Origin of the sequence: Marinobacterium ramblicola (assembly GCF_019084545.1) — a bacterium.
Taxonomy (GTDB): domain Bacteria; phylum Pseudomonadota; class Gammaproteobacteria; order Pseudomonadales; family Balneatricaceae; genus Marinobacterium_D; species Marinobacterium_D ramblicola.
In genome coordinates, this window is sequence record NZ_JAHREP010000038.1 from 1 (window position 1) to 23,645 (window position 23,645).

19 protein-coding genes are annotated in these 23,645 nt (G+C 60.9%); 10 read left to right on the forward strand and 9 right to left on the reverse strand.

The genetic code is table 11. From position 1 onward, the window contains the following. Positions 1-106: 106 nt before the first annotated feature. The 6 genes from betI to betC form a co-directional block, all read right to left on the reverse strand. Positions 107-754, reverse strand: a complete 648-nt coding sequence (gene betI, locus KQ940_RS21120) for a transcriptional regulator BetI (protein ID WP_217416631.1) — start codon at positions 752-754, stop codon at positions 107-109. Positions 755-1,185: 431 nt separating this feature from the next. Further along, entirely contained in the window at positions 1,186-2,463 is a 1,278-nt protein-coding gene (gene aroA, locus KQ940_RS21125) for a 3-phosphoshikimate 1-carboxyvinyltransferase (protein ID WP_217416632.1), read from the reverse strand. Positions 2,464-2,522: 59 nt separating this feature from the next. Further along, the gene (locus KQ940_RS21130; protein ID WP_217416633.1) at positions 2,523-3,002 is read right to left on the reverse strand and encodes a methylated-DNA--[protein]-cysteine S-methyltransferase; all 480 of its coding nucleotides are present in this window, start codon (positions 3,000-3,002) and stop codon (positions 2,523-2,525) included. A gap of 145 nt (positions 3,003-3,147) precedes the next feature. After that, entirely contained in the window at positions 3,148-4,908 is a 1,761-nt protein-coding gene (locus KQ940_RS21135) for a SulP family inorganic anion transporter (RefSeq protein ID WP_217416634.1), read from the reverse strand. A 105-nt stretch (positions 4,909-5,013) separates the two neighbouring features. Beyond that, positions 5,014-5,958 carry a choline ABC transporter substrate-binding protein gene (locus KQ940_RS21140; RefSeq protein WP_217416635.1) on the reverse strand — a complete coding sequence of 315 codons (945 nt, stop codon included), beginning with the start codon at positions 5,956-5,958 and terminating at the stop codon, positions 5,014-5,016. 59 nt (positions 5,959-6,017) lie between these two features. Next, positions 6,018-7,535 (reverse strand): choline-sulfatase, encoded by a 1,518-nt coding sequence (gene betC, locus KQ940_RS21145; protein WP_217416636.1) that lies wholly within the window; start codon positions 7,533-7,535, stop codon positions 6,018-6,020. Between the two features lie 154 nt (positions 7,536-7,689). Here betC and KQ940_RS21150 point away from each other — a divergent pair, with 154 nt between their 5' ends. From KQ940_RS21150 to KQ940_RS21165, 4 genes are read left to right on the forward strand one after another with little or no spacing between them, the layout of a single operon-like run. Then, on the forward strand, positions 7,690-8,604 hold the full coding sequence (locus KQ940_RS21150; RefSeq protein WP_217416637.1) for a choline sulfate utilization transcriptional regulator: 915 nt from the start codon (positions 7,690-7,692) through the stop codon (positions 8,602-8,604). After that, positions 8,594-10,408: an ABC transporter ATP-binding protein gene (locus KQ940_RS21155; protein WP_217416638.1), complete on the forward strand. Its 1,815-nt coding sequence runs from the start codon at positions 8,594-8,596 to the stop codon at positions 10,406-10,408. Before KQ940_RS21150 ends, KQ940_RS21155 begins: the two co-directional genes overlap by 11 nt. A 9-nt stretch (positions 10,409-10,417) precedes the next feature. Beyond that, positions 10,418-11,551 carry a phospholipase D-like domain-containing protein gene (locus KQ940_RS21160; protein WP_217416639.1) on the forward strand — a complete coding sequence of 378 codons (1,134 nt, stop codon included), beginning with the start codon at positions 10,418-10,420 and terminating at the stop codon, positions 11,549-11,551. A 14-nt stretch (positions 11,552-11,565) separates the two neighbouring features. Next, on the forward strand, positions 11,566-12,033 hold the full coding sequence (locus KQ940_RS21165; RefSeq protein ID WP_217416640.1) for an outer membrane lipoprotein: 468 nt from the start codon (positions 11,566-11,568) through the stop codon (positions 12,031-12,033). A 31-nt stretch (positions 12,034-12,064) separates the two neighbouring features. On the opposite strand, the gene KQ940_RS21170 is transcribed toward KQ940_RS21165, so the two are convergent. After that, the gene (locus tag KQ940_RS21170) at positions 12,065-12,646 is read right to left on the reverse strand and encodes a glutathione S-transferase family protein (protein ID WP_217416641.1); all 582 of its coding nucleotides are present in this window, start codon (positions 12,644-12,646) and stop codon (positions 12,065-12,067) included. A gap of 247 nt (positions 12,647-12,893) precedes the next feature. Between KQ940_RS21170 and KQ940_RS21175 the strand changes: the two genes are divergently transcribed. The 3 genes from KQ940_RS21175 to KQ940_RS21185 are packed head-to-tail and all read left to right on the forward strand — an operon-like array spanning position 12,894 to position 17,619. Next, a complete protein-coding gene (locus KQ940_RS21175) occupies positions 12,894-14,666 on the forward strand; it encodes an N-acetylglutaminylglutamine amidotransferase (RefSeq protein ID WP_217416642.1) in 1,773 nt (590 codons plus the stop codon). A gap of 2 nt (positions 14,667-14,668) precedes the next feature. Beyond that, positions 14,669-16,474, forward strand: coding sequence for an N-acetylglutaminylglutamine synthetase (gene ngg / locus KQ940_RS21180; RefSeq protein WP_217416643.1), 1,806 nt, complete (start codon positions 14,669-14,671; stop codon positions 16,472-16,474). An 11-nt stretch (positions 16,475-16,485) separates the two neighbouring features. Further along, positions 16,486-17,619, forward strand: coding sequence for an osmoprotectant NAGGN system M42 family peptidase (locus tag KQ940_RS21185; protein WP_217416644.1), 1,134 nt, complete (start codon positions 16,486-16,488; stop codon positions 17,617-17,619). A gap of 8 nt (positions 17,620-17,627) precedes the next feature. Here the strand turns inward: KQ940_RS21185 and KQ940_RS21190 are convergent, their stop codons facing one another. Then, entirely contained in the window at positions 17,628-18,188 is a 561-nt protein-coding gene (locus KQ940_RS21190; RefSeq protein WP_217416645.1) for a DUF1285 domain-containing protein, read from the reverse strand. A gap of 195 nt (positions 18,189-18,383) precedes the next feature. Here KQ940_RS21190 and katG point away from each other — a divergent pair, with 195 nt between their 5' ends. Next, positions 18,384-20,615, forward strand: coding sequence for a catalase/peroxidase HPI (gene katG / locus KQ940_RS21195; protein WP_217416646.1), 2,232 nt, complete (start codon positions 18,384-18,386; stop codon positions 20,613-20,615). Between the two features lie 55 nt (positions 20,616-20,670). Here katG and KQ940_RS21200 read toward each other — a convergent pair whose 3' ends face one another. Beyond that, entirely contained in the window at positions 20,671-21,867 is a 1,197-nt protein-coding gene (locus KQ940_RS21200; RefSeq protein ID WP_217416647.1) for a benzoate/H(+) symporter BenE family transporter, read from the reverse strand. A 129-nt stretch (positions 21,868-21,996) separates the two neighbouring features. Between KQ940_RS21200 and KQ940_RS21205 the strand changes: the two genes are divergently transcribed. Both KQ940_RS21205 and KQ940_RS21210 read left to right on the forward strand, forming a co-directional pair. Then, complete coding sequence (locus KQ940_RS21205) at positions 21,997-22,572, forward strand: helix-turn-helix domain-containing protein (protein ID WP_217416648.1); 576 nt, start codon at positions 21,997-21,999, stop codon at positions 22,570-22,572. A 103-nt stretch (positions 22,573-22,675) separates the two neighbouring features. Beyond that, positions 22,676-23,605 carry an EamA family transporter gene (locus tag KQ940_RS21210; protein WP_217416649.1) on the forward strand — a complete coding sequence of 310 codons (930 nt, stop codon included), beginning with the start codon at positions 22,676-22,678 and terminating at the stop codon, positions 23,603-23,605. Positions 23,606-23,645 lie beyond the last annotated feature (40 nt).

Genomic DNA, 23,645 nt, shown 5'->3' on the forward strand with positions numbered 1-23,645 from the left:
TGCACCTCGGCCAGCACCTCACCGGTGGCCGGGTTGCGGGTGAGGAAGGTCTCGCCCGATGTGGCGTTGCGGTACTGGCCGTGAATGTAGAGAGTTTTCTGTTGCATCAGTTTCCGGTCTTGGCTTTGGCCTTGCCCTCAGGTGACAGGCGCTGGTGAAGTTCAAACAGTTCGGAGGGGAGCTGGCGCTCCAGGTAGTCGGTAATGATCGCCAGTGCCAGCCCGGTATCTATCCCCCTGGGGTTGAGTGCGCCGCGCAACCAGATGCCATCGATAAGCGCGGCGATCCCTTTGGCGACGAAGTCAGCCCTCTCCGCGGGAAGCGCTCGCTTCAGCTCACGACGCAGGTGGGAGAGCAGGCGACGCTCGTTGACGCGTTGCAGGCGGAACAGCACCGGGTGATGCATGGCGTGTGCCCAGAACGCGAGCCAGGTTTTCACAACGCTGGAATCGAGCTGGCGGGGATCGAAGTTGCCGCGCACGATCGCCTTGATCCGCCCGACGATGTCGTCCGGGTTTGTTGCGGCCAGCTGTTCCTGTACTCCGCTGGACAGATCCTGAAGTACCGAACGCATGGTCGCTTCGATCAAGCCGTCCTTGCCGCCGAAGTAGTGGTTGATGATCCCCGGAGATACATTTGCGGTGCGGCCAATCAGCGCGACACTCGCGCCATGGAAACCCACTTCGTCGACTACCTGCATCACCGCTTTGATCAGCTGCGGCTTGCGTACCTTGTCCATTCCGACTTTTGGCATGTGAATGTGAAACCGTTTATTGATTGAGCGTTTAATAAAAAATACGCAATTCTATCGAGATGTCAAAGTCGGTGATATTTTTAATATGGTATATTTGTCGCCATATGCTTATAAAATATCTTAAATATATTGATATGTTGCGAAAATATCCTATCGTCTTGATCTGAGAATAATTTGCACTTCGTAAGGGTATGGCGGCCAGCAGGTAGATGGCGAGGTGCTGGGCCAGCGGTCCTGTCCGATTCGGTACCGGGATGTCGTGCAGTTGTCCGTTAGACGTCGTGAGCTACAGGCGTCCGTTAGCCACCTAATGTTGGTGTATGGGGCATAATGGCTGTTAAGGCGGGGCAGATGTCTCGGGGTGCAACCCTTGGGACAGTCACAGGGCACCCCTGGCGGCGTTGCCTAGGGGCACCCTTTGCAGTGTTGTGTCAGGCTGTAATCTGCTTGAACAGCTCGAAGTACTCGGGGAAGGTTTTCCGGGTGCAGCCAGGATCGTTGATGGTGATCGGCGCGTTGCCGAACGCGGCCAGCGAGAAGCACATCGCCATGCGGTGGTCGTCATAGGTGTCGATGGCGGCGCTCCGGATCTCGGCCGGCGGCGTGATCTCGATGAAGTCTTCACCCTCGACCACTTCAGCACCCACCTTGCGCAGTTCGGTAGCCATGGCGGCCAGGCGGTCGGTCTCTTTTACGCGCCAGTTGTAGACGTTGCGGATCGCGGTGGGGCCATTGGCGAACAGCGCCGTGGTGGCGATGGTCATCGCTGCATCGGGAATGGCGTTCAGGTCCAGGTCGACACCGTTCAGCTTACCCTTGGTCACTTCGACCCAGGTTGGGCCGTAGCTGACCCGCGCGCCCATCTTGCCCAGTACCTCGGCGAACGCCTTGTCGCCCTGCACGCTGTCGGAGCCGATGCCATAGACGCGCACAGTGCCGCCGGCGATCGCCGCCGCCGCCAGGAAGTAGGAGGCGGAGGATGCATCGCCCTCGACCATTACCTCGCCCGGCGAGCGGTAGGTTTGACCAGCCTTGATGATAAAGCGCTGGTAGTTGTCGTTGACCACCTCGACACCGAACAGCTTCATGCTGTGCAGGGTGATATCGATATAGGGTTTGGACACCAGTTCGCCATCGACCACGATTGTCAGGTCTTGGCCGGCCAGAGGTGCTGCCATCAGCAGCGCGGTGAGGAACTGGCTGGAGATGTTGCCCTTGATGCTGACCTCACCGCCATTCAGGCCTCGCGCGTTGATCCGCAGCGGCGGGAAGCCTTCATCGCCCAGATACTCGATATCGGCGCCCAGCGGACGCAGGGCGTCGACCAGGTCGCGGATCGGCCGCTCATACATGCGCGGCTCGCCGGTCAGGGTGAATTCGCCTTGGCCGAGGCAGAGTGCCGCCGTCAACGGGCGCATGGCGGTGCCGGCATTGCCCAGGAACAGCTCGGCTTTATCTGCCTTGAACGGACCGGCTACACCCTGCACCTTGCAGCTACGGCGGTCTTCGGCGAGCTCATAACGGACGCCGAGTAACGTGAGCGCGTTGAGCATATGCCGCACATCGTCGCTGTCGAGCAGATTGGTGACCGTTGTTTCGCCCTCGGCCAGTGCCGCCAGCAACAGGATACGGTTGGACAGGCTCTTCGAGCCGGGCAGCTGTACTTCGCCTGAGGCGTGCGTCAGAGGGGAGAGGGTCAGAGTATCCATGGTATTCGCTCAAGCCGTATCTATTCTGGGGGACGCATAAACTACCCCTAACCGCGGACTCAGTCCAGCGCGCCCTCGAGTCTCAGCAGCAGCTGTTTGATATTCAGGCCGCCACCGTAGCCGACCAGTGCGCCGTCGGCCCCGATCACCCGATGGCAGGGGATGACAATGGCGATGGGGTTGCGGTTGTTGGCCATGCCGACCGCACGGGCGGCTTTGGGTTTGCCGATGGCGGTGGCCAGGTCGCCGTAGCTGCGGGTTTCACCGAACGGGATATCGCATAGCCCCTGCCAAACCCGGCGCTGAAACTCGGTGCCCTGTGGGGCGAGGGGGATATCGAAACTCTGTCGTTTACCGGCGAAATACTCGCTGATCTGGTGGGCGGCTTCGAGCAGCAGATCGTTGGGCAGCTGTTCAAGCCCTGGGTATTCCAAACGACCGAATGCCACCCCGGTCAGCGCCGTATCGCTGGCGACAAGCGTCAGGGTACCGATCGGTAGATCGGTCAGGTGGAGCAGGGTGGTGGCGATCGAACTCATGCTCTCTCCCTCTGCAGCAGCGACGTCGATAGGCATCAAAGCACGCGACAGGCCTTAAGCAGGCAGACCTTAAGCAGGATAGTGAAACAGAACCCGCAAGACAAAACTCTGCCAAGCGGCATGAGTAACCCCTGAGCGTTGATTGTCATGCTTTGGGTTCATGAGTGTGTTCTGTCAAAGGTAGGGGCGGGCACTCGTTAAAGATGCGCGCCGTACAGCGGTCACAGATCGACAGGTTCATCTTGTCGGGCACGCAGGAGGCGATCGCTTCCTCCGTGCTGCCAAAGAATCTCGCCGCGCCCATTCTGGCCAGCAACCCGGTGCGCTCCAGATCGTCGAGCAGTATCCCCTTGAACGAACTGAACATCAGTTTGCCGCCTTGGGCCTCGATTCGTTCCGCTTCCTGAATCAGCATCTCCGCCGCCGAGACATCGATAAAGTTGATCCCCTTGCCGATGATCAGGATCAGCGGCGGCCCCTCGCTCATCTTTGCCAGCCGGCGCAGGTGGGCCTGTATGTGATCGACACAGCCGAAGAACATGGAGCCGTCGATACGGATCATCTGCAGCTGTGGGCACTGTTCCAGGCGGTAGCGCTGCACGTTACGGATACTGCGCCGCTCGTTGTTCTGCAAGGGGGCCACCGGTATCACCGAGGGGCGGGAGGTGCGGCGCAGGTAAAATGCGATCGACAGAAACACGCCGACATAGATGGAAAATACCGGATTGACCAATAGTGTGGCGGCAAAAGTGGCGGTCAACACGATGCTCTCGGTACGGCTGGCGCGGGCGATCTGGCGGATATGGGGCATGTCGATCAGATTCCAGGCGATCAACAGTATCGAGCCGGCCATGGCCGGCAGCGGCAGCCAGCCGGTGATATCCGGAATGGTGAACATGATGAGCGCGATACACAGGGCACCGAAAATAGCGGCAAGCGGTGTCTGTGCGCCCGAGTCGTAGTTGGCGCCCGAGCGCGTAAAAGAGCCGGATCCGGCAAAGCAGGAGAACAGGCTGCCGCTGGCGTTGGCGATGCCCTGGCCAAGGAATTCACGGTTGCCATCGATCTGCTGGTGGGAGCGTAGAGCGATGGCACGGGCGATGCTCACCGCTTCAATAAGCCCCAGCAGCGCCAGAGCAAACGCGCCGGTGGCCAGTGACTCCAGAGTGTCGGCGCTGAATGCCGGGAGGCCGGGAATCGGCAGTCCGCCGGGGAGGGCGCCCAGCATCGCGACGCCGTTCTGCTGTGCGTCCAGCAGGTAGCCGGTGAGCGAGCCGATGATCAGTCCCAGCAGAAGGTGCGGCAGTCTGATGCCCAGTCGGCGGCCGGCTACCCGTAACAGGGCAGCGCTTAGCAGCGTGACCAGGCCGATGGTAAGGGCGATAGGGTTGATCTGGCCCAGTTGGCGCAACACCTGCGTTAAGGTTGCAAACAGGTCGGCATTGGATGGAACGGACAGCGCCAGCAGGTGCTTGAGCTGACTCGCCGCAATCAAAAAAGCGGCTCCTGCGGTGAACCCTATGACCACGGTATGCGATATGAAGTTGACCAGCGAGCCGAGGCGAAAGATACCGAAACCGATCTGAATCAGTCCGGTAAGCAGTGTCAATGTCAGTACCAGTGCGATATAGGTTGCGCTACCCGGTGTCTCCAGAGGACTGACGATACTCAGAATGACTATCGAGATGGCGGCCGCCGGTCCGGTAATCATATGCCAGGATGAGCCTAGCAGGGCGGCCAGGGCAGTGACGATGATCGCGCTGTACAGGCCGGTTTCAGGTGGCATACCGGCGATCATCGCGTACGCCATCACCTGTGGCAGGCCCAGCACGGCCCCGCTCAGGCCCGCCAGTAGATCGGCCCTGAGCTTTTGTCCGGTCAGATCACGCGTCCAGTTGAGCAGCATACTGTCTATTCGAATTTCTCTTTGGAAAGGGGACTCGGTAAACCTGATACTACCTGATAGTAGCTAGAAAGTCGGCCCGGCCAGCACCGGGCCTTGGGGGGGCAATCAGTTGATGTCCAGAGAGCCTTTCACGGCGGCCAGTCCCGGCTCACCGTTGAGGGTGGTGACGCCGTCAAGCCAGGCATCAAGAGCAGCGGGATGTTTCTGGATCCAGTTTCTGGCAGCGAGCACCGGATCCATCCTTTCGTCCAGGATCAGTCCCATGATCTGGTTTTCCATGGTCAGCGTGAACTTGAGATTACTTAGCAGTTTACCGACGTTTGCGCACTTGGCGGCGTAGCCGCTGCGGGTAACCGTCTGCACCTCGGCGCCACCGAAGTTCGGGCCGAAGTATTTGTCACCACCGGTGAGGTAGTTCATCTCCAGGTTTGTGTTCATCGGGTGCGGTTCCCAACCCAGGAAGACGATGAACTCCTCACGCTTCACCGCGCGGCGAACCTGGGCCATGACGCCCTGTTCGCCGGACTCTACGACACGCCAATCGCCCAGTTCGAAGTCGTTGGCGTCGACCATGTTCTGTAACAGCTGGTTGGCGGGCGCGCCGGCTTCGATGCCATAGATGCGCTTGTCGAATTGCTCCGGGAACCTGGCCAGATCGGCGAAATCATGAACACCGGCTTCGTAAGCGTAAGCGGGAACGGCCAGGGTGAACTTGGCACCCTCCAGATTGACACCAACAATGTCCAAATCGTCTTTGTATTTGTCGATAAACTTCTGCTGTGCCGGCATCCAGTTACCGAGGAATATGTCGATCTCGTTGTTCTTCATCCCCTCGAAGCCGATGGGTACCGCCAGTGTCTGCACGCGCGGCGCATAGCCCAGGCTATTGAGCAGCACAGACGCTACGCCGTTGGTGGAGTTGATATCGGTCCAGCCGGGATCGGTCAAGCGGACCTCTTTGCACTCGGCGGGATCGCTGGCGTGAGCCACGCCGCCCAGCATCAGGGTGCTCATCACCGCAGCGGTCAGCGTTTTATTGAACGTCTTCATCGTCTGGCTACTCCTCGATTACTTGTTGGCTCTCTTGTCTATCCTGTTCCATCACCGGTTTATTCAACCAGGGGGAAACGTGCCCGCTTCTCCAGATCGTCCAGATCCATGTTGTTGCGCATGTAGCTGATGCTGGCGTCGACCATGGGCTGGTGATCCCATTTCGGCTCGATGCCCAGCTTATGGGCTTGAGCGATCATGCGACGCCGCCGCTGGCTGATCAGCACGCGCTGTGTTATCTCATGCACATCCCAGCGTGCCTCAGCCTCTTCGCGGAACGCATTCACCCTGTCGGCATGGGCCGGGTCATGCACCAGATTCACCATCTCCTTCGGATCCTGTGCCAGATTGAACAGCTGATCCGGGTCGCCCTTGCAGCAGATGTACTTGAAGTCGCCGCGGCGGATCATGAACATCGGTGCAACCACCCCTTCGCCGGTGTATTCGCCGATCACCTCGTCGTGGCCGCCCTCACCCTTAAGATGCGGCATCAGGCTGCGGCCGTCGATGGGCGTGGCGTATGTGGGCTCCTGTCCGTCGTTTGCCAGCGCGGTGAAGGTGGGCAGCAGATCCATTGTGGAGATCGATTCGCGCACGCGGCGCGGGGAGAAGCGCTTCGGCGCCCAGGCCAGCATAGGTACCCGGGTGGACCACTCGAAGTAGGACATTTTGTACCAGAGACCGCGCTCGCCCAGCATGTCGCCGTGGTCGCCGGAGAACACGACGATGGTGTTCTCCTCCAGTCCCGTCTCCTTTAGCGCCTTGAGCAGGCTGCCGATCTGATCGTCCACATAGCTGACGTTGCCGTAATAGGCGCGACGGGCGTTGCGGATCTGCTGATCGCTGATCGGCTGAGCGTTCTTCTCGTAGACGTGGTACAGACGCTTGGAGTGTGGGTCCTGCTCGCTGTCGGGAATGGTGACCGAGGGCATATCGATCTCGTCGTCCGTGTAGCGCTCCCAGTACTCATGCGGCGTGGCGTAGGGGTCGTGCGGATGGGTCATGGAAACGGTCAGGCAGAACGGACGCTGGTCAGTGGAGCGCACATGTTCATACAGGTAGCGACGGGCGTTGAACACCACCTCATCGTCGAAATCCAGCTGGTTGGTGCGGACGGTGGGGCCTGCCTGGGTGACCGAGGACATGTTGTGATACCAAGTTGGACGATTCTCGAAATCGTCCCAGTCCGGGAACCAACCGTAATCCGCCGGATAGATGTCGGTGGTCAGGCGCTGCTCGAAACCGTGCAGCTGGTCCGGCCCGCAGAAGTGCATCTTGCCGGAGAGTGCCGTCTTGTAGCCGGCCAGGCGCAGGTAGTGAGCGAAGGTGGGGTAGTCGGCCGGGAAGTCGGCGGCGTTGTCCCAGGCACCGATACGGGTGGGGAGCTGGCCGGTCATCAGTACATAGCGGCTTGGTGCGCAGAGCGGACTGTTGCAGTAGGCGGATTCAAATACAACACCTTCCGCGGCCAGTCGGTCAAGATGCGGTGTCTTGGCTACTTTGCCGCCCAGAAACGAGAGGACCGGGGCGGCGAGCTGATCAGCCATGATGAACAGTATGTTGGGTTGCGACTGCATGGTGCACCTCTAGGTTGATCGGCCCCAATAGATGAGGGGCTTTGCATTAGAGCGATTTATCTATTATCCGGTTTTGAAACCCTGAGCTGATGTTTTCATAGGGTAATAAAGGTGTAAACTGACTAAAAAATGATAGGTTGGATAAGTACAGCTAATGTTATTTTCAGAACGCCTGCCACCGGTTCAAAGTCTGGTCGTGTTCGAGGCGGCGGCTCGGCACTTAAGTTTTACCGGCGCCGCTCGAGAACTGGGCACCACCCAGTCTGCGGTCAGTCAGCAGGTACGGGCGCTGGAAAACCAGCTGGAGCTGCCGTTGTTCATACGTGTTTATCGCGGCGTTGAGCTCACTGAAGAGGGGCTTATCTTGCGGCAGGCGGTGGAGGAGGGGCTTCACCGTATTGCTGCGGCACTCGAGCAGTTGCAGTTCAGACGTCAGCATCAGCGGCTCGATGTGGCCACCGATTTTGCGTTGGCGGCGTATTGGTTGATGCCGAGGCTACCCCATTTCAGAGCCCTCCATCCCGAAGTGGATGTGCGGCTGGTTACCTCGCAGAGCTGGACTCCCGCCGATGCTCGGGAGGTAGACGTGGCGATCGCGTTCTTCAGTCAATCTCCCTGGGTTTCCGGTACTCAACTGCTGTTTCCGGAAACGGTGTTCCCGATCTGCAGCCCGGCGTTTCAGGCCGAACTGGGCGAGTTGCACTCAGCCGATGAGCTGGCGGATGTTCCGCTGCTCGGGTTACGTTCGGCGCCAGGGGGCGGCTGGCTCGACTGGCCCAAAGTGATGGCATCTCTTGGAGCGACACGGGTTCCCGGGGAGCCGGTTCTGACGTTCGACAACTACACTTTGCTTATTCAAGCAGCGTTGGCCGGGCAGGGGGTGGGCCTGGGCTGGGGGACGTTGGTCGATGACCTGGTAGAACGGGGCCTGCTCGTCGCGATGCGTCAATTTACCCTGAGCACCGAAGGGGGCTACTTTCTGATCGAACCCAAGCCCCACGAGCCGGTAAACGCGAAACGGCATTTCATCCAGTGGTTGCTGGACACTCAACAGACCGATGGCAGATAAGGAGTACCGCTTGCACGACGATCGGCAACGCATCTACGACTGGCGTTACATCCTCGAGATAGGACTTCAGCACCGACGAGAGCTGGCGCTGGCGAACCTGATCGCGATCCTGGCGACCTGCGTTTCGGTGCCGTTGCCGTTGTTGATGCCGCTGCTGGTGGATGAGGTGCTGCTCGATCAACCGGGTGTGGTCGTGGCCAGCGTCAACCGGCTGGTGCCGGAGAGCTGGCACGGCCCGGTCCTCTATATTGGTGCCGTGCTGCTGCTGACGGTGGTACTAAGAGTGCTCGCGTTGGCGCTGAATGTCTGGCAGACGCGGCAGTTCACCATCATCTCCAAGGATGTAATCTTCCGTATCCGCTCGGAGCTGTTGCAGCGCTTGCAGCGGATCTCGATGAACGAATACGAGACCCTGGGCAGCGGCACCGTCGCCTCGCACCTGGTTACCGATCTGGATACGGTGGACCGGTTTGTCGGCAGTTCGGTCAGTCGGCTGCTGGTGGCCACGCTGTCGATCATCGGTACTGCCGTGATTCTGCTCTGGATGCACTGGCAACTGGCGCTGTTCATCCTGTTCCTGAACCCGATGGTGATCTACCTGACCACGGCGATCGGCAAGCGGGTCAAGCAACTCAAGAAGCGGGAGAACAAGGCGTTCGAGGTGTTCCAGGCGGCGCTGACCGAAACCCTGGACGGGATTCAGCAGATCCGCGCCGGTAACCGCGAGCGCCATTACCTGGTGCGCCTGGTCGACCGGGCGCGTGATGTGCGCGATCACTCCACCGCATTCGAGTGGCAATCGGATGCCACCAGTCGGGCCAGCTTCATGCTGTTCATGGCCGGTGTGGACCTGTTCCGCTCGGTCTCCATGCTGATGGTGGTGTTCTCCGACCTCAGCATCGGCGAGATGATGGCGGTGTTCGGCTACCTCTGGTTCATGATGGGGCCGGTGCAGGAGGTGCTGGGGATACAGTATGCCTGGTTCGGTGCCAAGGCGGCGCTGGGACGGGTGAACCGTCTGCTTGAGCTGCACATGGAGCCGAGTTATCCGCACCTGCGTGATCCCTTTGCCGACCGGCAGCAGGTGTCGATCGAGCTCGACAATATCCATTTCAGCTATATCAAGGGGCAGGAGGTGCTCCGCGGTATCAGCCTGCATATCGAGGCGGGTGAGAAGATCGCGCTGGTCGGTGCCAGCGGTGGTGGCAAGTCGACACTGGTTCAGGTGCTGCTCGGGCTCTATCCGCCGCAACGGGGGGAGGTGCGCTTCAATGGCGTACCGGTGACCCAGATTGGCCTGGATGTGGTGCGCGAGCATGTAGCGACCGTGTTGCAGCAGCCTGCGCTGTTCAACGGCAGCGTACGGGAGAACCTGGCGATGGGGCGCGAGTATGGTGAATCGCAGCTCTGGCAGGCGCTGGAGGTGGCGCAGTTGAGAGAGTTTGTCGCGAACCTGGGGCAGGGACTGGATACCCTGGTCGGTCGTCAGGGGGTGCGCCTCTCCGGTGGCCAGCGGCAGCGGCTGGCGGTGGCCAGGATGGTATTGACCGATCCCAGTGTGGTGATTCTCGACGAGGCGACCTCGGCGCTGGACACCGAGACCGAGTTCGCGCTGCACCGGGCGCTGGAGACCTTCCTGCGTGGGCGGACCACTATCATCGTCGCGCACCGGCTCAGTGCCGTGCGCCAGGCGGACAGGGTTTATGTGTTCGATGGAGGGGAGATCAGCGAACAGGGTAGCCATGAGGAGCTGATCGACCAAAAGGGGCTCTATGCCCGTCTGTATGGCGCACGACAGGGCTGATCTGTAACGATGCCGCGTAATTCAAGATGGCAAAACGGTAATCGTGTCGAACTGCTGGTTGACGGGGCGGAGTTCTTTCCCGCCATGTTGAGCGCGATGGAGTCCGCCCGTGAGAGTCTGCTACTGGAGTTCTATCTGGTGGCCAGCGGAAAGTTGGTGGACAGGGTTATCGCCGCTCTATCTGTCTGCGCTGCGCGGGGTGTTCGCGTTTATCTGCTGTTGGACCATTTCGGTGCCCGCGATCTGAAGCAGCACGACCGGGAACGGTTGATTCAAGCGGGCGTGCGACTGCTGCTGTACAACCCGATCGCCGTAAACAAGTGGTTCGCCAACTTTTCCCGCGATCACCGCAAGCTGCTGGTGGTCGATCAGCGACTGGCCTTCATTGGTGGTACGGGGCTGGTCGATAGCTATCGCGCCGATCTGCCCGACAGACCCGACACCCCCTGGCATGAGGTGATGTGTCGCGTCGAGGGGCCTGTAGTCGTCGATATGGCCAGACTGTTTCTCAAGCTCTGGAACCGCACCAGTCTGGATTGCCTGCCTCTGCCGAGTGGCCCATCTCGACAGAACGGCGCTCTGGGCGAGGCGCAGGTGCGTTTGCTGACCTCTGAAGGCCCGCGCAATCAGCAGATCGAGCTCAGTATCCTGCGCATGGCCGGCAGAGCCCGCCAGCGGATCTGGATCTGTACCGCCTACTTCCTGCCCTCGTTTGCACTGCGTCTTGCGCTGCGGCGGGCGGCACGGCGCGGCGTCGATGTGCGCCTGCTGGTCAGCGGGCCATTGACCGACCATATGTGGATCTACCATGCATCGAAGCGCTACTACCGCCGCCTGCTCAATGCCGGGGTTCGTATCTATGAGTATCAGCCACGTATGCTGCATGCCAAGGTTGCCCTGATCGACGACCGGGTGTCCGTCGGCTCCTGCAATCTGGACCACTGGAATCTGCGCTGGAACCTTGAGGCGAATATCGAGGTGCGTGAACCGCACTTCTCGGCCGATGTCGAACAGATGTTGCTGACCGATTTCGGTCAGAGTCAGGAGATTACCGCGCTGGAGTGGGCGCAGCGGCCTTGGCATCGTAAAATTAAAGAGCTGATCTGGGCGCTGATCAGCCAGTGGATACTCCGTATCCGTTAACAAAGGAGAGACAAATGAACAGGTTAAGATCCGGTGCCGTGCTCCTGCTGGCTGCACTGACCCTCGGAGGTTGTGCCCAGCAGAGCCTCACGGGCGATACCTATAGTCGGCGCGAGGCGCGTCAGGTGCAGCACGTACAGTATGCGGTGGTGGATTCGGTTCGCCCGGTGGTGATCGAGGGGCGCACCGATGGCGTCGTTGGCGCCGGTGCCGGAGCCATCGTTGGCGGCATTGCCGGCAGTACGATCGGCGGTGGCAAGGGCTCAAGCATTACCACGGTATTGGGCGCCGTGGCAGGCGGTATCGCCGGGCAGAGGATCGAGGAGGCGACCAGCCGCCGCCAGGGCCAGGAGCTCACGTTGAGACTGGATAACGGCGAGCTGATCTCGGTGGTGCAAGAGGTGGAGAACAACCAGTTTTTCCGCGCCGGCGACCGTGTCCGCATCTTGCGCAGCGGCGCGACCATGCGCGTGAGCTACTGATAGACCTTCACGGCCTGAGGCTCCAAAACGCTCAGGCCGCATCTCTCGGATCGCTGTTGGCAACACCGGTCTGTTCCCTCTGCTCCGCCAGCCAGGCGGCGAGATGCGGATACTGTGCAGCATCGATCAAACCGCGGAACAGCCCCCAGTCGAACATCGAGTACAGGCAGATCGACGGATAGTCCCAGACGCCGAACTCCCCCTCATCGACCCGCTGGTCCAGAGCCTGCAGGGATTTCTCCACCCGTTCCCGTTGCAGATTGAAATACAGCCGGTCCTCACCGGTATCCAGGCCAGACCGCTGCGACAGCAGGATCGCGACCATGGAATCGTTGGCTGCATCGATGATGGTCAGCAGGTTCTCCTGCTTCCAGCTTATCGGCGCCAGGCCCAGTTTCTCCTGCAGGTAACGAAAGATGACACGCGAGTCGTAGATCACCTCGTCGCCGTCGTAGAGCACCGGTATCTTCAGTGCCGGGTTTTGCCGGCGCAACTGGTCGCGATCTTCGCCGTAGATATTGAGGTCCGAGAACTCGTAGCCCTGACCGGCATCCGCCAGCAGCAGACGAATGCGCCGAACATAGGGGGAGGTTGAGGAGCCGATCAGTTTCATAGCTATCCCTCTGAGCCTGGGGCCCGTGGCAGGTTGAACAACAGGGTCTCGGCGCAGTGTAGCGCACTCACCGATCGATTCGGAACGGTTTGCGGGCAGGTCTTATAAAACAAATAGTTATCTTCCGGGGGTGGTTTGTACTGCTGCAGTATGTTTGCTAGGGTAAAAACACATCTCTAACACGGGCCGCCAGATGCGGCGAGCTGTGCCTGTCGGCCTCAACGTAAGGCGAGGAATACCAGAGCTTATGTGTGGCATCTGTGGCGAGATCCGATTCGACGGCACCCAACCCTCCGTCAGCGCTGTTGAGCGCATGGCCGAAAAACTCAGGCCAAGGGGGCCGGATGCCGGTGGTGTCTACGCCCAGAACAATATCGTCTTCGGTCATCGCAGGCTGAAGATCATCGACCTGTCCGATCATGCCCAGCAGCCGATGCATGATCCGGAGCTGGGCCTGACCCTGGTGTTCAACGGCTGTATCTACAACTACCAGGCGCTGCGCGACGAGTTGCAGCAGCAGGGCTATCGCTTTTTCTCCACCGGTGACTCCGAGGTGATCCTGAAGGCGTTTCATGCCTGGGGCGCCGAATGTGTGCAACGGTTCAACGGCATGTTCGCCTTCGTGATCCACGACCGGGACTCGGGTCGCATCCACATGGCGCGGGACCGCTTCGGTATCAAACCTCTCTACTACTCGCAAAGCGCCGGTCGTCTGCGCTTCGCGTCGTCCCTGCCCTCGATTCTGGCGGCCGGTGAGGTGGACACCGAGATCGATCCGGTGGCGCTGCACCACTATATGCAGTGGCACGCAGTGGTACCGCCGCCGCTGACCCTGCTCAAGGGCGTACGCAAGCTGCCGCCAGCGACCTTTCGGGTGATCGAGCCCGACGGCCGTTATCTCGATACCCCGTATTGGGCGCAGAGAATGGGGCCAGTGGCCGGCGACGAGCTGAAGACCAAGGACGATTGGGAGGATGAACTGCTGGCCGCGTTGCGCCGGTCGGTGGAGCGGCGTTCGGTGGCCGACGTGCCGGTAGGCGTGTTGCTCTCCGGCGGTCTCGATTCAAGTCTGATCGTGGGGCTGTTGGCCGAGCATGGTCAGACCGGGCTAAACACCTTCTCGGTCGGGTTCGAGGCGGCCGGTGGCGAGCAGGGCGATGAGTTTAAATACTCCGACATCATCGCCCGGCATTATGGTACCGAGCACCACCAGATACGGGTTCCCTCCAGCCGGCTGCTGGAGACGCTGCCGCAGACCTTCGCGGCGATGTCGGAGCCGATGGTCAGTTACGACAATGTGGGGTTCTTCCTGCTCTCCCATGAGGTGTCCAAACATCTGAAGGTGGTGCAGAGCGGGCAGGGAGCCGACGAGGTGTTCGGCGGCTATCACTGGTATCCGCCGATGCTGAATAGCGTCGATGCGGTGGAGGACTACGGCCGGGCGTTCTTCGATCGCAGCGAGGAGGAGTTCGCACGGGCGATCTGCTCCGACTATGTCGGCGATAACTACTCGCGCAAGTTTGTCGAACGCTACTTTGCCAGTGTCGACGCGCCGCGCCCGGTGGACAAGGCACTGCATATCGATACCAACGTGATGCTGGTGGATGACCCGGTGAAGCGGGTGGACAACATGACCATGGCCTGGGGGTTGGAGGCGAGGGTGCCCTTCCTCGACCACGAAGTGGTGGAGCTGGCTGGACGTATTCCCGCCGAGTTGAAGGTGAAGGGGAACGGCAAGTACGTGCTTAAGGAGGTGGCGCGGCGGATCATCCCCAACGCCGTGATCGACCGCCCCAAGGGCTACTTCCCGGTACCGGCGCTGAAATATATCGAAGGCCCCTATCTCGACTTTGTGCGCGGCTATCTGGACAGCGACAGCTGCCGTCAACGAGGGCTGTTCCGACGTGACTACCTGGAGCAACTGATGGATGCGCCCCGCGATCATATAACCCCCTTAAGAGGGTCCAAACTCTGGCAGATGGCGCTGCTGGAGATGTGGCTACAGACCCATGGAGTCTGAACGTGAACAAGAGAACCGAGGAACAAGCACGTGAACCGAGCGGCGCCTCGCGCCAGGATCCGATGGATCCGTCGGCGATGGCCTCGCTCAAACACTGGGGCGATCCGCTCGACCTGCCGGAAAAAGAGGCGATGCACGACGAGGTGGCGATCGATTGCGGTTGGGGGCGGCTGATCTTCGGCCAGACCTTTCGCGATCCGAAGACCGTCGCCGATCTGCTGCGACGTGAGCGCGAGGGGCGGCGGGATATTGCGCTCTACGTGCGTGAGCCCCATCTGGTGCTCTGCCATGCTCCCCAGGATCTGTTTATGGATCCCTCGCTGACCTACCGTCTCGATTTCGCCCACTATCGCCTTCGCGACTCCCGGCCGAAGGGGCTCAGAATCCGGCCCATGGATCCGCAGGATGATCAGTTGCGTATCAACCGGCTGTACATGGCCCGCAACATGGTGCCCGCCTACGACGGCTTCTACAGCAAACTACCCGAAAAAACTGAACTGACCGTGCTGGTCGCGGAGGATGAGGCCAGCGGCGAGATTATCGGTGTGGTTACCGGTGTCGATCACCGACTCGCCTTCAACGATCCGGATAATGGCTGCAGCCTCTGGGCCCTGGTCACCGATCCGCAGACCCACCTGCCGGCGGTGGGCGAATGGCTCTCCCGTGAGTTGATCAAGGAGATGGCGGGACGCGGCCGCGCATTCATGGACCTGTCGGTGATGCATGACAACGAGGCTGCGATCCACCTGTATGAGAAGCTCGGTTTCAAGCAGGTACCGGTCTACTGTCTGAAGCACAAAAACTCGATCAACGAAAAGTTGTTCATCGGCGCGGAGCCTGAGGCGGAGCTCAATATTTACGCCCGGCTGATCACCCGCGAAGCGCGACGGCGGGGCATCGGGGTCGAGGTGCTGGATGCCGAAGGCGGTTTTTTCCGTCTCTCCTTGGGCGGGCGCTCGGTCAGCTGTCGTGAGTCGCTGAGCGAGATGACCAGTGCCGTGGCGATGAGTCGATGCGACGACAAGGCGGTCACCCGGCGCCTGCTGCAAAAGGAGGGGCTGCGGGTGCCGGAACAGGTGGTCGCCGGTGATGACGAGCAGATCGAAGACTTCCTCTCCCGCCATCACTCGGTCGTCGTGAAACCGGCGCGGGGCGAGCAGGGGCGGGGGATACAGGTTGGCCTGGCCGGTCTGGACGAGGTCCGAGTTGCGGTCGACAACGCCAGACATTACTGCGACAAGGTGCTGATAGAGCAATGTGTCAAAGGAGAAGACCTGCGCATCATCGTAATCAACTACCAGGTGGTAGCCGCCGCCGTACGCAGGCCGCCGCGCATTCTCGGTGACGGCACGCATAGCGTTGGCGAGTTGATCGAGCGCCTGAGTCGACGCCGACAGGCGGCGACCGACGGCGAGAGCAGTATCCCGCTGGACAGTGAAACCGAGCGCAGCGTGCGCAAACTGGGGTACGAGTTCGATGATCTGCTGCCCAGCGGCGAATGGCTGCAGGTGCGGACCACGGCTAACCTGCATACGGGAGGGACGATCCACGACGTGACGGCGGAGCTGCATCCGGTGCTCAGCTCGGCCGCGGTGCGTGCGGCCAAGGCGATCGAGATTCCGGTGGTGGGGCTGGATTTCATGGTGCCGGATGTCAGCGGGCCGGATTACGCGATCATCGAGGCCAACGAACGCCCGGGGCTGGCCAACCATGAGCCCCAGCCGACGGTGGAGTGCTTCGTTGATCTGCTCTTCCCCTATACCCGCAGCCAGGCGAGCCGCGAGCCCGGCAACGACGAACCAAGATAGAGGAGCGAAAGGTGACTGAACTGACGATCGATACCGACTATCTGCAGGAGCAGCTTCGCAATCTGCTGTTGATCCCCAGCCCATCCGGTATGACCGACGATGTGGTGCGCTATATCTGCGCCGAGCTGGAAAAACTGGATATCCGCTACGAGCTGACCCGGCGTGGCGCGATACGTGCCATCATCCCCGGCAAAAATGTCAGCCCGCGGCGGGCGATCGCCGCGCATCTGGATACGCTGGGCGCCATGGTCAAAGGGTTCAAACGCGATGGCCGTTTGCGCGTGGTGCCGATCGGCCACTGGAACGCGCGCTTTGCCGAGGGTGCGAGGGTGCGGATCCACTGCGACAACGGTCAGACCTATCGCGGCACCATTCTGCCGCTGAAGGCTTCCGGCCATACCTACAATACCGGCGTGGACGAGCAGCCTTCGAACTGGGATAACCTGGAGATCCGTATCGACGAGCCGGTCAACCAGATCGACCAATTGTGGTCCATGGGGGTTCGGGTCGGGGACTTCGTGTCGGTCGACCCCAACCCGGAGTTTTCCGACAAGGGCTTCATCAACAGCCGTCATCTGGACGACAAGGCGGGCGTGGCCTGCATGCTGGCGGCGGCCAAAGCGCTGGGCGATGCGGAAACCAAGCCTGAACTGGATTGCCACCTGCTGTTCACCATCTCGGAGGAGGTGGGCGTGGGGGCCTCGCATATACTGCACGGCGAGATTGCGGAGATGGTGTCGATCGACAACGGCACCATCGCGCCGGAGCAGAACACCTGCGAGTACGGTGTCACCATCGCCATGCAGGACTCCAGCGGACCGTTCGACCGCCATCTGACCCAGCATCTGATCAATATCTGCAAACGTGAAGAGATCGAGTTCAGCCGGGATATCTTCAGGTTCTACCGCAGTGACGCGGCTTCGGCGCTGGAGGCGGGCAACGATATCCGTACCGCGCTGATCTGTTTTGCGCTGGATGCCTCCCATGGCTGGGAGCGCAGCCATATGCGCTCATTACTCTCGGTGGCGCAACTGCTGGTGGGGTACATGAGCTCGAAACCGCTGTTCTCACCGCATGAAAACGTGATTGGCTCCGATGAGGAGTACCCGCTGATCCACGATACCGAGCGTCTGCGCTCCAGCTAGCAAGGGCACTAGATGCGGCCCAGGGAGTAGCGCTCACCGCAGCTGTACACCACCAGCTCCTCGCTACCATCGGTGCAGGGTTCGGTTTGGGCCAGCTCCACCAACCGGTAGAACAGATTGCGACTGATCCGGCCATCCATGCCGAAGCGGACCCTCAGAGCGGGCGCCGGTTCGCCGGTTTCGCTGTTCTCGATCACCTGCAACGGGTGTTCAGGGCCCGCGACGATATGGTCATCGGTGCTGCTGGTAAAGTGCAGCTCCTGCCCGGCATCGCCCTCGATAACCTCGAGGGCGATCAACTGGAAGGGCAGGTCATCGACCTGGATTCTCACCTTCTCGACCGGCGTTTTAAGGAAATAGTCATCGTTCTCGCGCCAGAGTATGCGCGAAAACATTTTCACCATCGCTTTGCGGCCGATTGGTGTGCCCTCGTGGTACCAGGTGCCATCCCGTGCGATACGCATATCGATATCGCCGCAAAACTCGGGATTCCACTGCTCCAGCGGCGGAATGCCCTGCCCCTGCTGTTCGAGTCCGTGGCTCAGATCTGCCAGGTTAATTCCAGCCATGCTCGCCGTACTCTCTGTTGTCGGTGTCGATAAGAGCTCCAGTCTGCTTCAAATAGACTCATGCTATCAACCGTAGTTAAAGGATCTATTGGTAACCACGGGGCGGGGCTTCTATACCTTTAAACACGATAAATCCAAGAGGGACCAGTTATATCTTTACGCTGGTTCAGCTACGCAAACGCAGGAGTGGAAGCGATGAACACAGGTAACAACGGGTCCAATGCAGCAGGCAAGTGCCCCTTTATGCATGGTGCGCGGACCAGAATGGGGGGCGCAGGGACCGCCAACCAGGATTGGTGGCCCAATCAATTGAACCTGAAGATACTTCACCAGAACGCCTCCCTGTCTGACCCTATGGATGAGGGTTTCGATTACGCGGAAGCGTTCAAGAGCCTCGATCTGGCAGCGGTAAAACAGGATCTCTATGCGCTGATGACCGACTCCCAGCCGTGGTGGCCTGCCGACTATGGCCACTACGGGCCGCTGTTTATCCGCATGGCCTGGCACAGTGCCGGTACCTACCGCATCGGCGATGGCCGCGGCGGCGCCGGTTCCGGTTCGCAGCGATTTGCCCCGCTCAATAGCTGGCCCGACAACGGTAACCTGGACAAGGCGCGTCGCCTGCTGTGGCCGATCAAACAGAAGTACGGCAACAAGTTGTCCTGGGCGGACCTGATGATCCTGGCCGGTAACTGCGCGCTGGAGTCGATGGGGTTCAAGACCTTCGGCTTCGGCGGTGGCCGCGAGGATATCTGGGAACCGGAGGAGGATATCTACTGGGGCAACGAGCGCGAGTGGTTGGCCACCAGCGATCAGCCCAACAGCCGTTACTCCGGCGAGCGCGATCTGGATAACCCGCTGGCCGCGGTACAGATGGGTTTGATCTATGTAAACCCGGAAGGCCCGGACGGTAACCCGGATCCGTTGGCCTCGGCCAGGGATGTGCGGGAAACCTTCGCCCGCATGGCGATGAACGACTACGAAACCGTGGCACTGACCGCCGGCGGTCATACCTTCGGCAAGGCGCACGGTGCCGGCGATGCCGCCCTTGTCGGTCCCGAGCCGGAGGCGGCGGAACTGGAGCAGATGGGGCTGGGCTGGAAGAGTTCCCACGGCAGCGGCAAGGGACGAGATACCATCACCAGCGGCATCGAGGGCGCCTGGACCGCCAATCCGACGCAGTGGGACATGGGCTACTTCGACGTCCTGCTCGGTTACGAGTGGGAACTGACCAAGAGCCCGGCCGGTGCCTATCAGTGGCAGCCGAAAGGTCTGGCCGACAAGGATCATGCGCCAGATGCCGAGGACCCGGCCAAGCGTGTCGGTATCATGATGACCACGGCCGATATCGGCATACGTGAAGACCCCGAGTACCGCAAGATCGCCGAGCACTTCCACGCCAACCCGGAGGAGTTCGCCGACGCCTTTGCCCGCGCCTGGTTCAAGCTGACCCACCGCGATATGGGGCCGAAGTCGCGCTATCTGGGGCCGGAGGTACCGGCTGAGGATCTGATCTGGCAGGATCCGCTGCCGCCGATCAAACACGACATGGTCGATCCGGACGATGTCGAAACGCTGAAAGGCAAGCTTTTGGCGTCCGGACTATCGATCTCCGACCTGGTCTCCACCGCCTGGGCATCGGCTTCCACCTTCCGCGGCTCCGACAAGCGGGGTGGTGCCAACGGCGCCCGTATCCGCCTGGCGCCGCAGAAGGATTGGGCGGTCAACCAGCCGACCCGACTGGCGAAGGTGTTGCAGGTGTTCGACAAGATCAAGCAGGAGTTCGATGCCGCACAGGTGCTTAACAAGGAGGTGTCGATGGCCGATCTGATCGTGATCGGCGGCTGTGCCGCGATCGAGCAGGCGGCGAAAGATGCTGGCGTAGAGATCAAGGTGCCGTTTGAGCCGGGGCGGATGGATGCGACCCAGGAGCAGACTGACGTGGACAACTTCACCATGCTGGAACCGCTGGCGGATGGTTTCCGTAACTACCTGCGTGAAGGGCTGCCGATAACGGCCGAGGAGATGCTGATCGACCGCGCCCAACTGTTAACCCTGACCGCACCGGAGATGACCGTACTGATCGGCGGTATGCGCGTACTGGACGCCAACTTTGAGCAGTCGGCACACGGCGTACTGACCAAGCGGCCGGGTGTGTTGAGCAACGACTTCTTCGTCAATCTGCTCGATATGAGCACGGTGTGGAGCGCCACCGATGACAGCAAACAGACCTTCGAAGGGCGCGACCTCAAGACCGGCGAGCCGCAGTGGACCGCCACACGCGTGGATCTGGTGTTCGGTTCCAACTCCCAGTTGCGCGCGCTGGCGGAGGTGTATGGTCAGTGTGATGCGCAGGAGAAGTTCGTCAACGACTTCGTCGCCGCCTGGAACAAGGTGATGAACGCGGACCGCTTCGATCTGGCCTGATCGGCCGGGTTATCAGCGAAAATGGCGCTCGCGGAAGAGCGCCATTTTTCTGCCATCAATGTTGCGCTTTACTCGTTAAGCGAACTCGGCGAACGGAGGCGGTCAGCCTGGGCATATGGTGGGCAATCAGCCCCAGCGCAAGGCCCCAGAAGGCACTGCCGATACCGAACAGCGCGATACCCGAAGCGGTGACCAGGAAGCAGAGCAGGGCGGCGTCACGGCTGTCGGTATCGGCCAGCGCCGCACCCAGACTGTTGCCGATGGTACCGAGCAGCGCAAGTCCGGCGATCGCCATCACCAGCTCACTGGGAAAGGCGGCGAACAGTGCCGCAACCGTGGCGCCGAACAGTCCGGTCAGCAGGTAGAAGACCCCAGCCCAGATAGTGGCCAGGTAGCGCCGTGCCGGGTCTGGATCGGCGTCTCGGCCCATGCAGATCGCCGCTGTGATCGCCGCCAGATTGAAGGCAAAGCCGCCGAATGGTGCCAGGAGCAGTCCGGTCAGGCCGGTGCCGGTGATCAGCGGCGAGGCGGGGGTGTCGTAGCCGTTGGCGCGCAGCACCGCCAATCCCGGGATGTTCTGCGACGCCATGGTGACGATAAACAGCGGGATACCGACGCCGATCAGTGTGGAGATGGAAAATGCGGGTGCCGTCCAGACCGGCGTTGCCAACTGCCAACTCAGGGTGTCCACTTGCAGCACTCCCTGGCCGCCTGCGATCATCAGCCCGACCAGCAGCGTCAGCGGGATCACGTAGCGCGGCAGCAGGTGGCGCACCAACAGGTAAGTGGCCAGCATAGCGCCGACCAGCAACAACTGTTGCTGCAGGGCGCCGAACAGCTGCAGACCGAACTGAAACAGTACGCCGGCCAGCATCGCCGCCGCCAGCGGCGAGGGCAGGTGGTGCATCAGCCGGTCGAACCAGCCGGTGATGCCGCACAGCGTGATCAGCGCGGAACTGAACAGGAACACCCCCACCGCTTCGTTCAGGCTCAAACCGGACAGGCCGGTCACCAGCAGCGCAGCGCCCGGTGTCGACCAGGCGGTCAGTACCGGCGTCCTGTAGCGCAGCGACAGTCCGATACTGGTTAGCGCCATGCCGATACCCAGTGCCCAGAGCCAGGAACCGATCTCGGCAGGCCCGGCACCGGCGGCAGCCGCCGCCTGAAAGATGATCACCGCCGAGCTGGTGTAGCCGACCAGTACGGCGACAAATCCTGCCGAGATATGTGACAGATTGAGCAGGCCCTTCATGCTTTCCTCCTCCGTCCGCCGTCGTGGCATGAGCCGATGGTGTGGCGGACGTTATAACGCACAAGTTGAGCTACCATACCCTTGTGCGTTATAACGTACAATCCTTTTTTACCCTGATCGGGAGAGAACATGCTGGACCCCAACGAGTACCTTGCCCAAGCGTTGAAAGCTCAGCGTCAGGCGCGGGGCTGGAGCCTGGATCAGACCGCCCGTGAAACCGGCGTCAGCAAGGCGATGCTGGGGCAGATCGAGCGTGGCGAGTCGAGCCCGACCATCGCCACGCTGTGGAAGATCGCCACCGGCTTCAACGTTGCGCTGTCGGAGTTCACCGATCCGCGGGGCAACAGGATCGGCAATGAGCTGCGCCAGGCGGGCCGGCTGCGCCATCAACCGGCGGCGGACCAGATGCTGGTCGCGTCGCTTTTCCCCTACGATCCCGCGTTTGGCTTCGAGCTGTTCGAACTGACCCTGCTGCCCGGCTACGAGCGCCTCTCCGAACCGCATGCGCAGGGTGTAACCGAGCATGTGATCGTGATCCGTGGCGATATGGAGCTGCTGATCGACGGTAACTGGCAACGGTTGCAAGAGGGCGACGCGGTGCGTTTTCCGGCAGACGGGCCCCATGGTTATCGCAATTTTGGGCAAACGCCCGCTGTATTTCACAACCTGATCCACTACTGTCACGACCGGGAACAGGCCCGTTAGCGGAAAGAGCACGCTCGAAGGAGCGTAACTGGCTATCCAAAAAGCCGCTCGAAAAACCGCCCAAAACCGGCAGGATCTGGCCGGGTATTCAAGGAGCCACAAATTGAGTTTGAGACACTGGGGGCTGGCACTGCTGATCGTGCTGGCGTGGGGCGTAAACTTCGTCGTTATCCGTTTTGGCCTGGACGAGCTGCCGCCGCTGCTGCTCGGAGGGCTGCGTTTCGCCCTGGTTGCCTTTCCGGCGCTGCTGTTCATCAAACCGCCGAATCTGCCGCTGAAGTGGCTGCTGGCCTATGGCCTGACCATCAGTTTTGGCCAGTTCGCGCTGCTGTTCAGCGCCATGTATGTCGGTATGCCCGCGGGGCTGGCGTCACTGGTGCTGCAGTCGCAGATGCTGTTCACGATGCTCTTTGCCCTCATGCTGCTGGGCGAGCGTTGGCGCCTGCCGCAGCTGCTGTCGCTGATTGTGGCGTCATCCGGGCTGGCCCTGTTGGCGACCAAAACCCCGGCCGATGAGATGACGCTGGCCGGTTTCCTGCTGACCATCGCCGCGGCAGCCAGTTGGGGCATGGGTAATATCGTCAATCGCAGGATAGGGCAGCTGGGTGGAGTGAATCTGATGAGCCTGGTGGTCTGGGGTGCGCTGGTGCCGCCGATACCTTTTCTATTGCTCTCGCTCTGGCTGGAAGGCCCGGAGCTGATCTTGAGCAGCCTGAACCAGATGGGGCTCAAGTCGGTGGGCTCGCTGCTCTACCTGGCACTGGTGGCCACGCTGTTTGGCTACGGCAGCTGGGCGTTCCTGATGCGGCACTATCCCGCCTCCACCGTGGCGCCACTGACGCTGCTGGTGCCGGTGGTCGGGCTGATCACCGCCTGGCTGGTACTGGACGAGGGGTTGAGCCTGATCCAGCTGGCCGGTATCGCGCTGATTCTGCTCGGGCTGATGATCAACGTGTTCGGCGACCGCCTGAGGTTCAGGGCGATGCGTCGGGCTGTGGCTGATGACCTGCACAATGCCGGGAAAGGCAGATGAGGCGTGTACATGAAAAAAATCACATTGAACAAAAAGTATA

What these genes read in the sequence shown, in the direction of transcription:
- betI (WP_217416631.1), bottom strand. Translation starts at nt 754, where the DNA reads ATGCCAAAAGTCGGAATGGACAAGGTACGCAAGCCGCAGCTGATCAAA.
- aroA (WP_217416632.1), bottom strand. Translation starts at nt 2,463, where the DNA reads ATGGATACTCTGACCCTCTCCCCTCTGACGCACGCCTCAGGCGAAGTA.
- KQ940_RS21130 (WP_217416633.1), bottom strand. Translation starts at nt 3,002, where the DNA reads ATGAGTTCGATCGCCACCACCCTGCTCCACCTGACCGATCTACCGATC.
- KQ940_RS21135 (WP_217416634.1), bottom strand. Translation starts at nt 4,908, where the DNA reads ATGCTGCTCAACTGGACGCGTGATCTGACCGGACAAAAGCTCAGGGCC.
- KQ940_RS21140 (WP_217416635.1), bottom strand. Translation starts at nt 5,958, where the DNA reads ATGAAGACGTTCAATAAAACGCTGACCGCTGCGGTGATGAGCACCCTG.
- betC (WP_217416636.1), bottom strand. Translation starts at nt 7,535, where the DNA reads ATGCAGTCGCAACCCAACATACTGTTCATCATGGCTGATCAGCTCGCC.
- KQ940_RS21150 (WP_217416637.1), top strand. Translation starts at nt 7,690, where the DNA reads ATGTTATTTTCAGAACGCCTGCCACCGGTTCAAAGTCTGGTCGTGTTC.
- KQ940_RS21155 (WP_217416638.1), top strand. Translation starts at nt 8,594, where the DNA reads ATGGCAGATAAGGAGTACCGCTTGCACGACGATCGGCAACGCATCTAC.
- KQ940_RS21160 (WP_217416639.1), top strand. Translation starts at nt 10,418, where the DNA reads ATGCCGCGTAATTCAAGATGGCAAAACGGTAATCGTGTCGAACTGCTG.
- KQ940_RS21165 (WP_217416640.1), top strand. Translation starts at nt 11,566, where the DNA reads ATGAACAGGTTAAGATCCGGTGCCGTGCTCCTGCTGGCTGCACTGACC.
- KQ940_RS21170 (WP_217416641.1), bottom strand. Translation starts at nt 12,646, where the DNA reads ATGAAACTGATCGGCTCCTCAACCTCCCCCTATGTTCGGCGCATTCGT.
- KQ940_RS21175 (WP_217416642.1), top strand. Translation starts at nt 12,894, where the DNA reads ATGTGTGGCATCTGTGGCGAGATCCGATTCGACGGCACCCAACCCTCC.
- KQ940_RS21190 (WP_217416645.1), bottom strand. Translation starts at nt 18,188, where the DNA reads ATGGCTGGAATTAACCTGGCAGATCTGAGCCACGGACTCGAACAGCAG.
- katG (WP_217416646.1), top strand. Translation starts at nt 18,384, where the DNA reads ATGAACACAGGTAACAACGGGTCCAATGCAGCAGGCAAGTGCCCCTTT.
- KQ940_RS21200 (WP_217416647.1), bottom strand. Translation starts at nt 21,867, where the DNA reads ATGAAGGGCCTGCTCAATCTGTCACATATCTCGGCAGGATTTGTCGCC.
- KQ940_RS21205 (WP_217416648.1), top strand. Translation starts at nt 21,997, where the DNA reads ATGCTGGACCCCAACGAGTACCTTGCCCAAGCGTTGAAAGCTCAGCGT.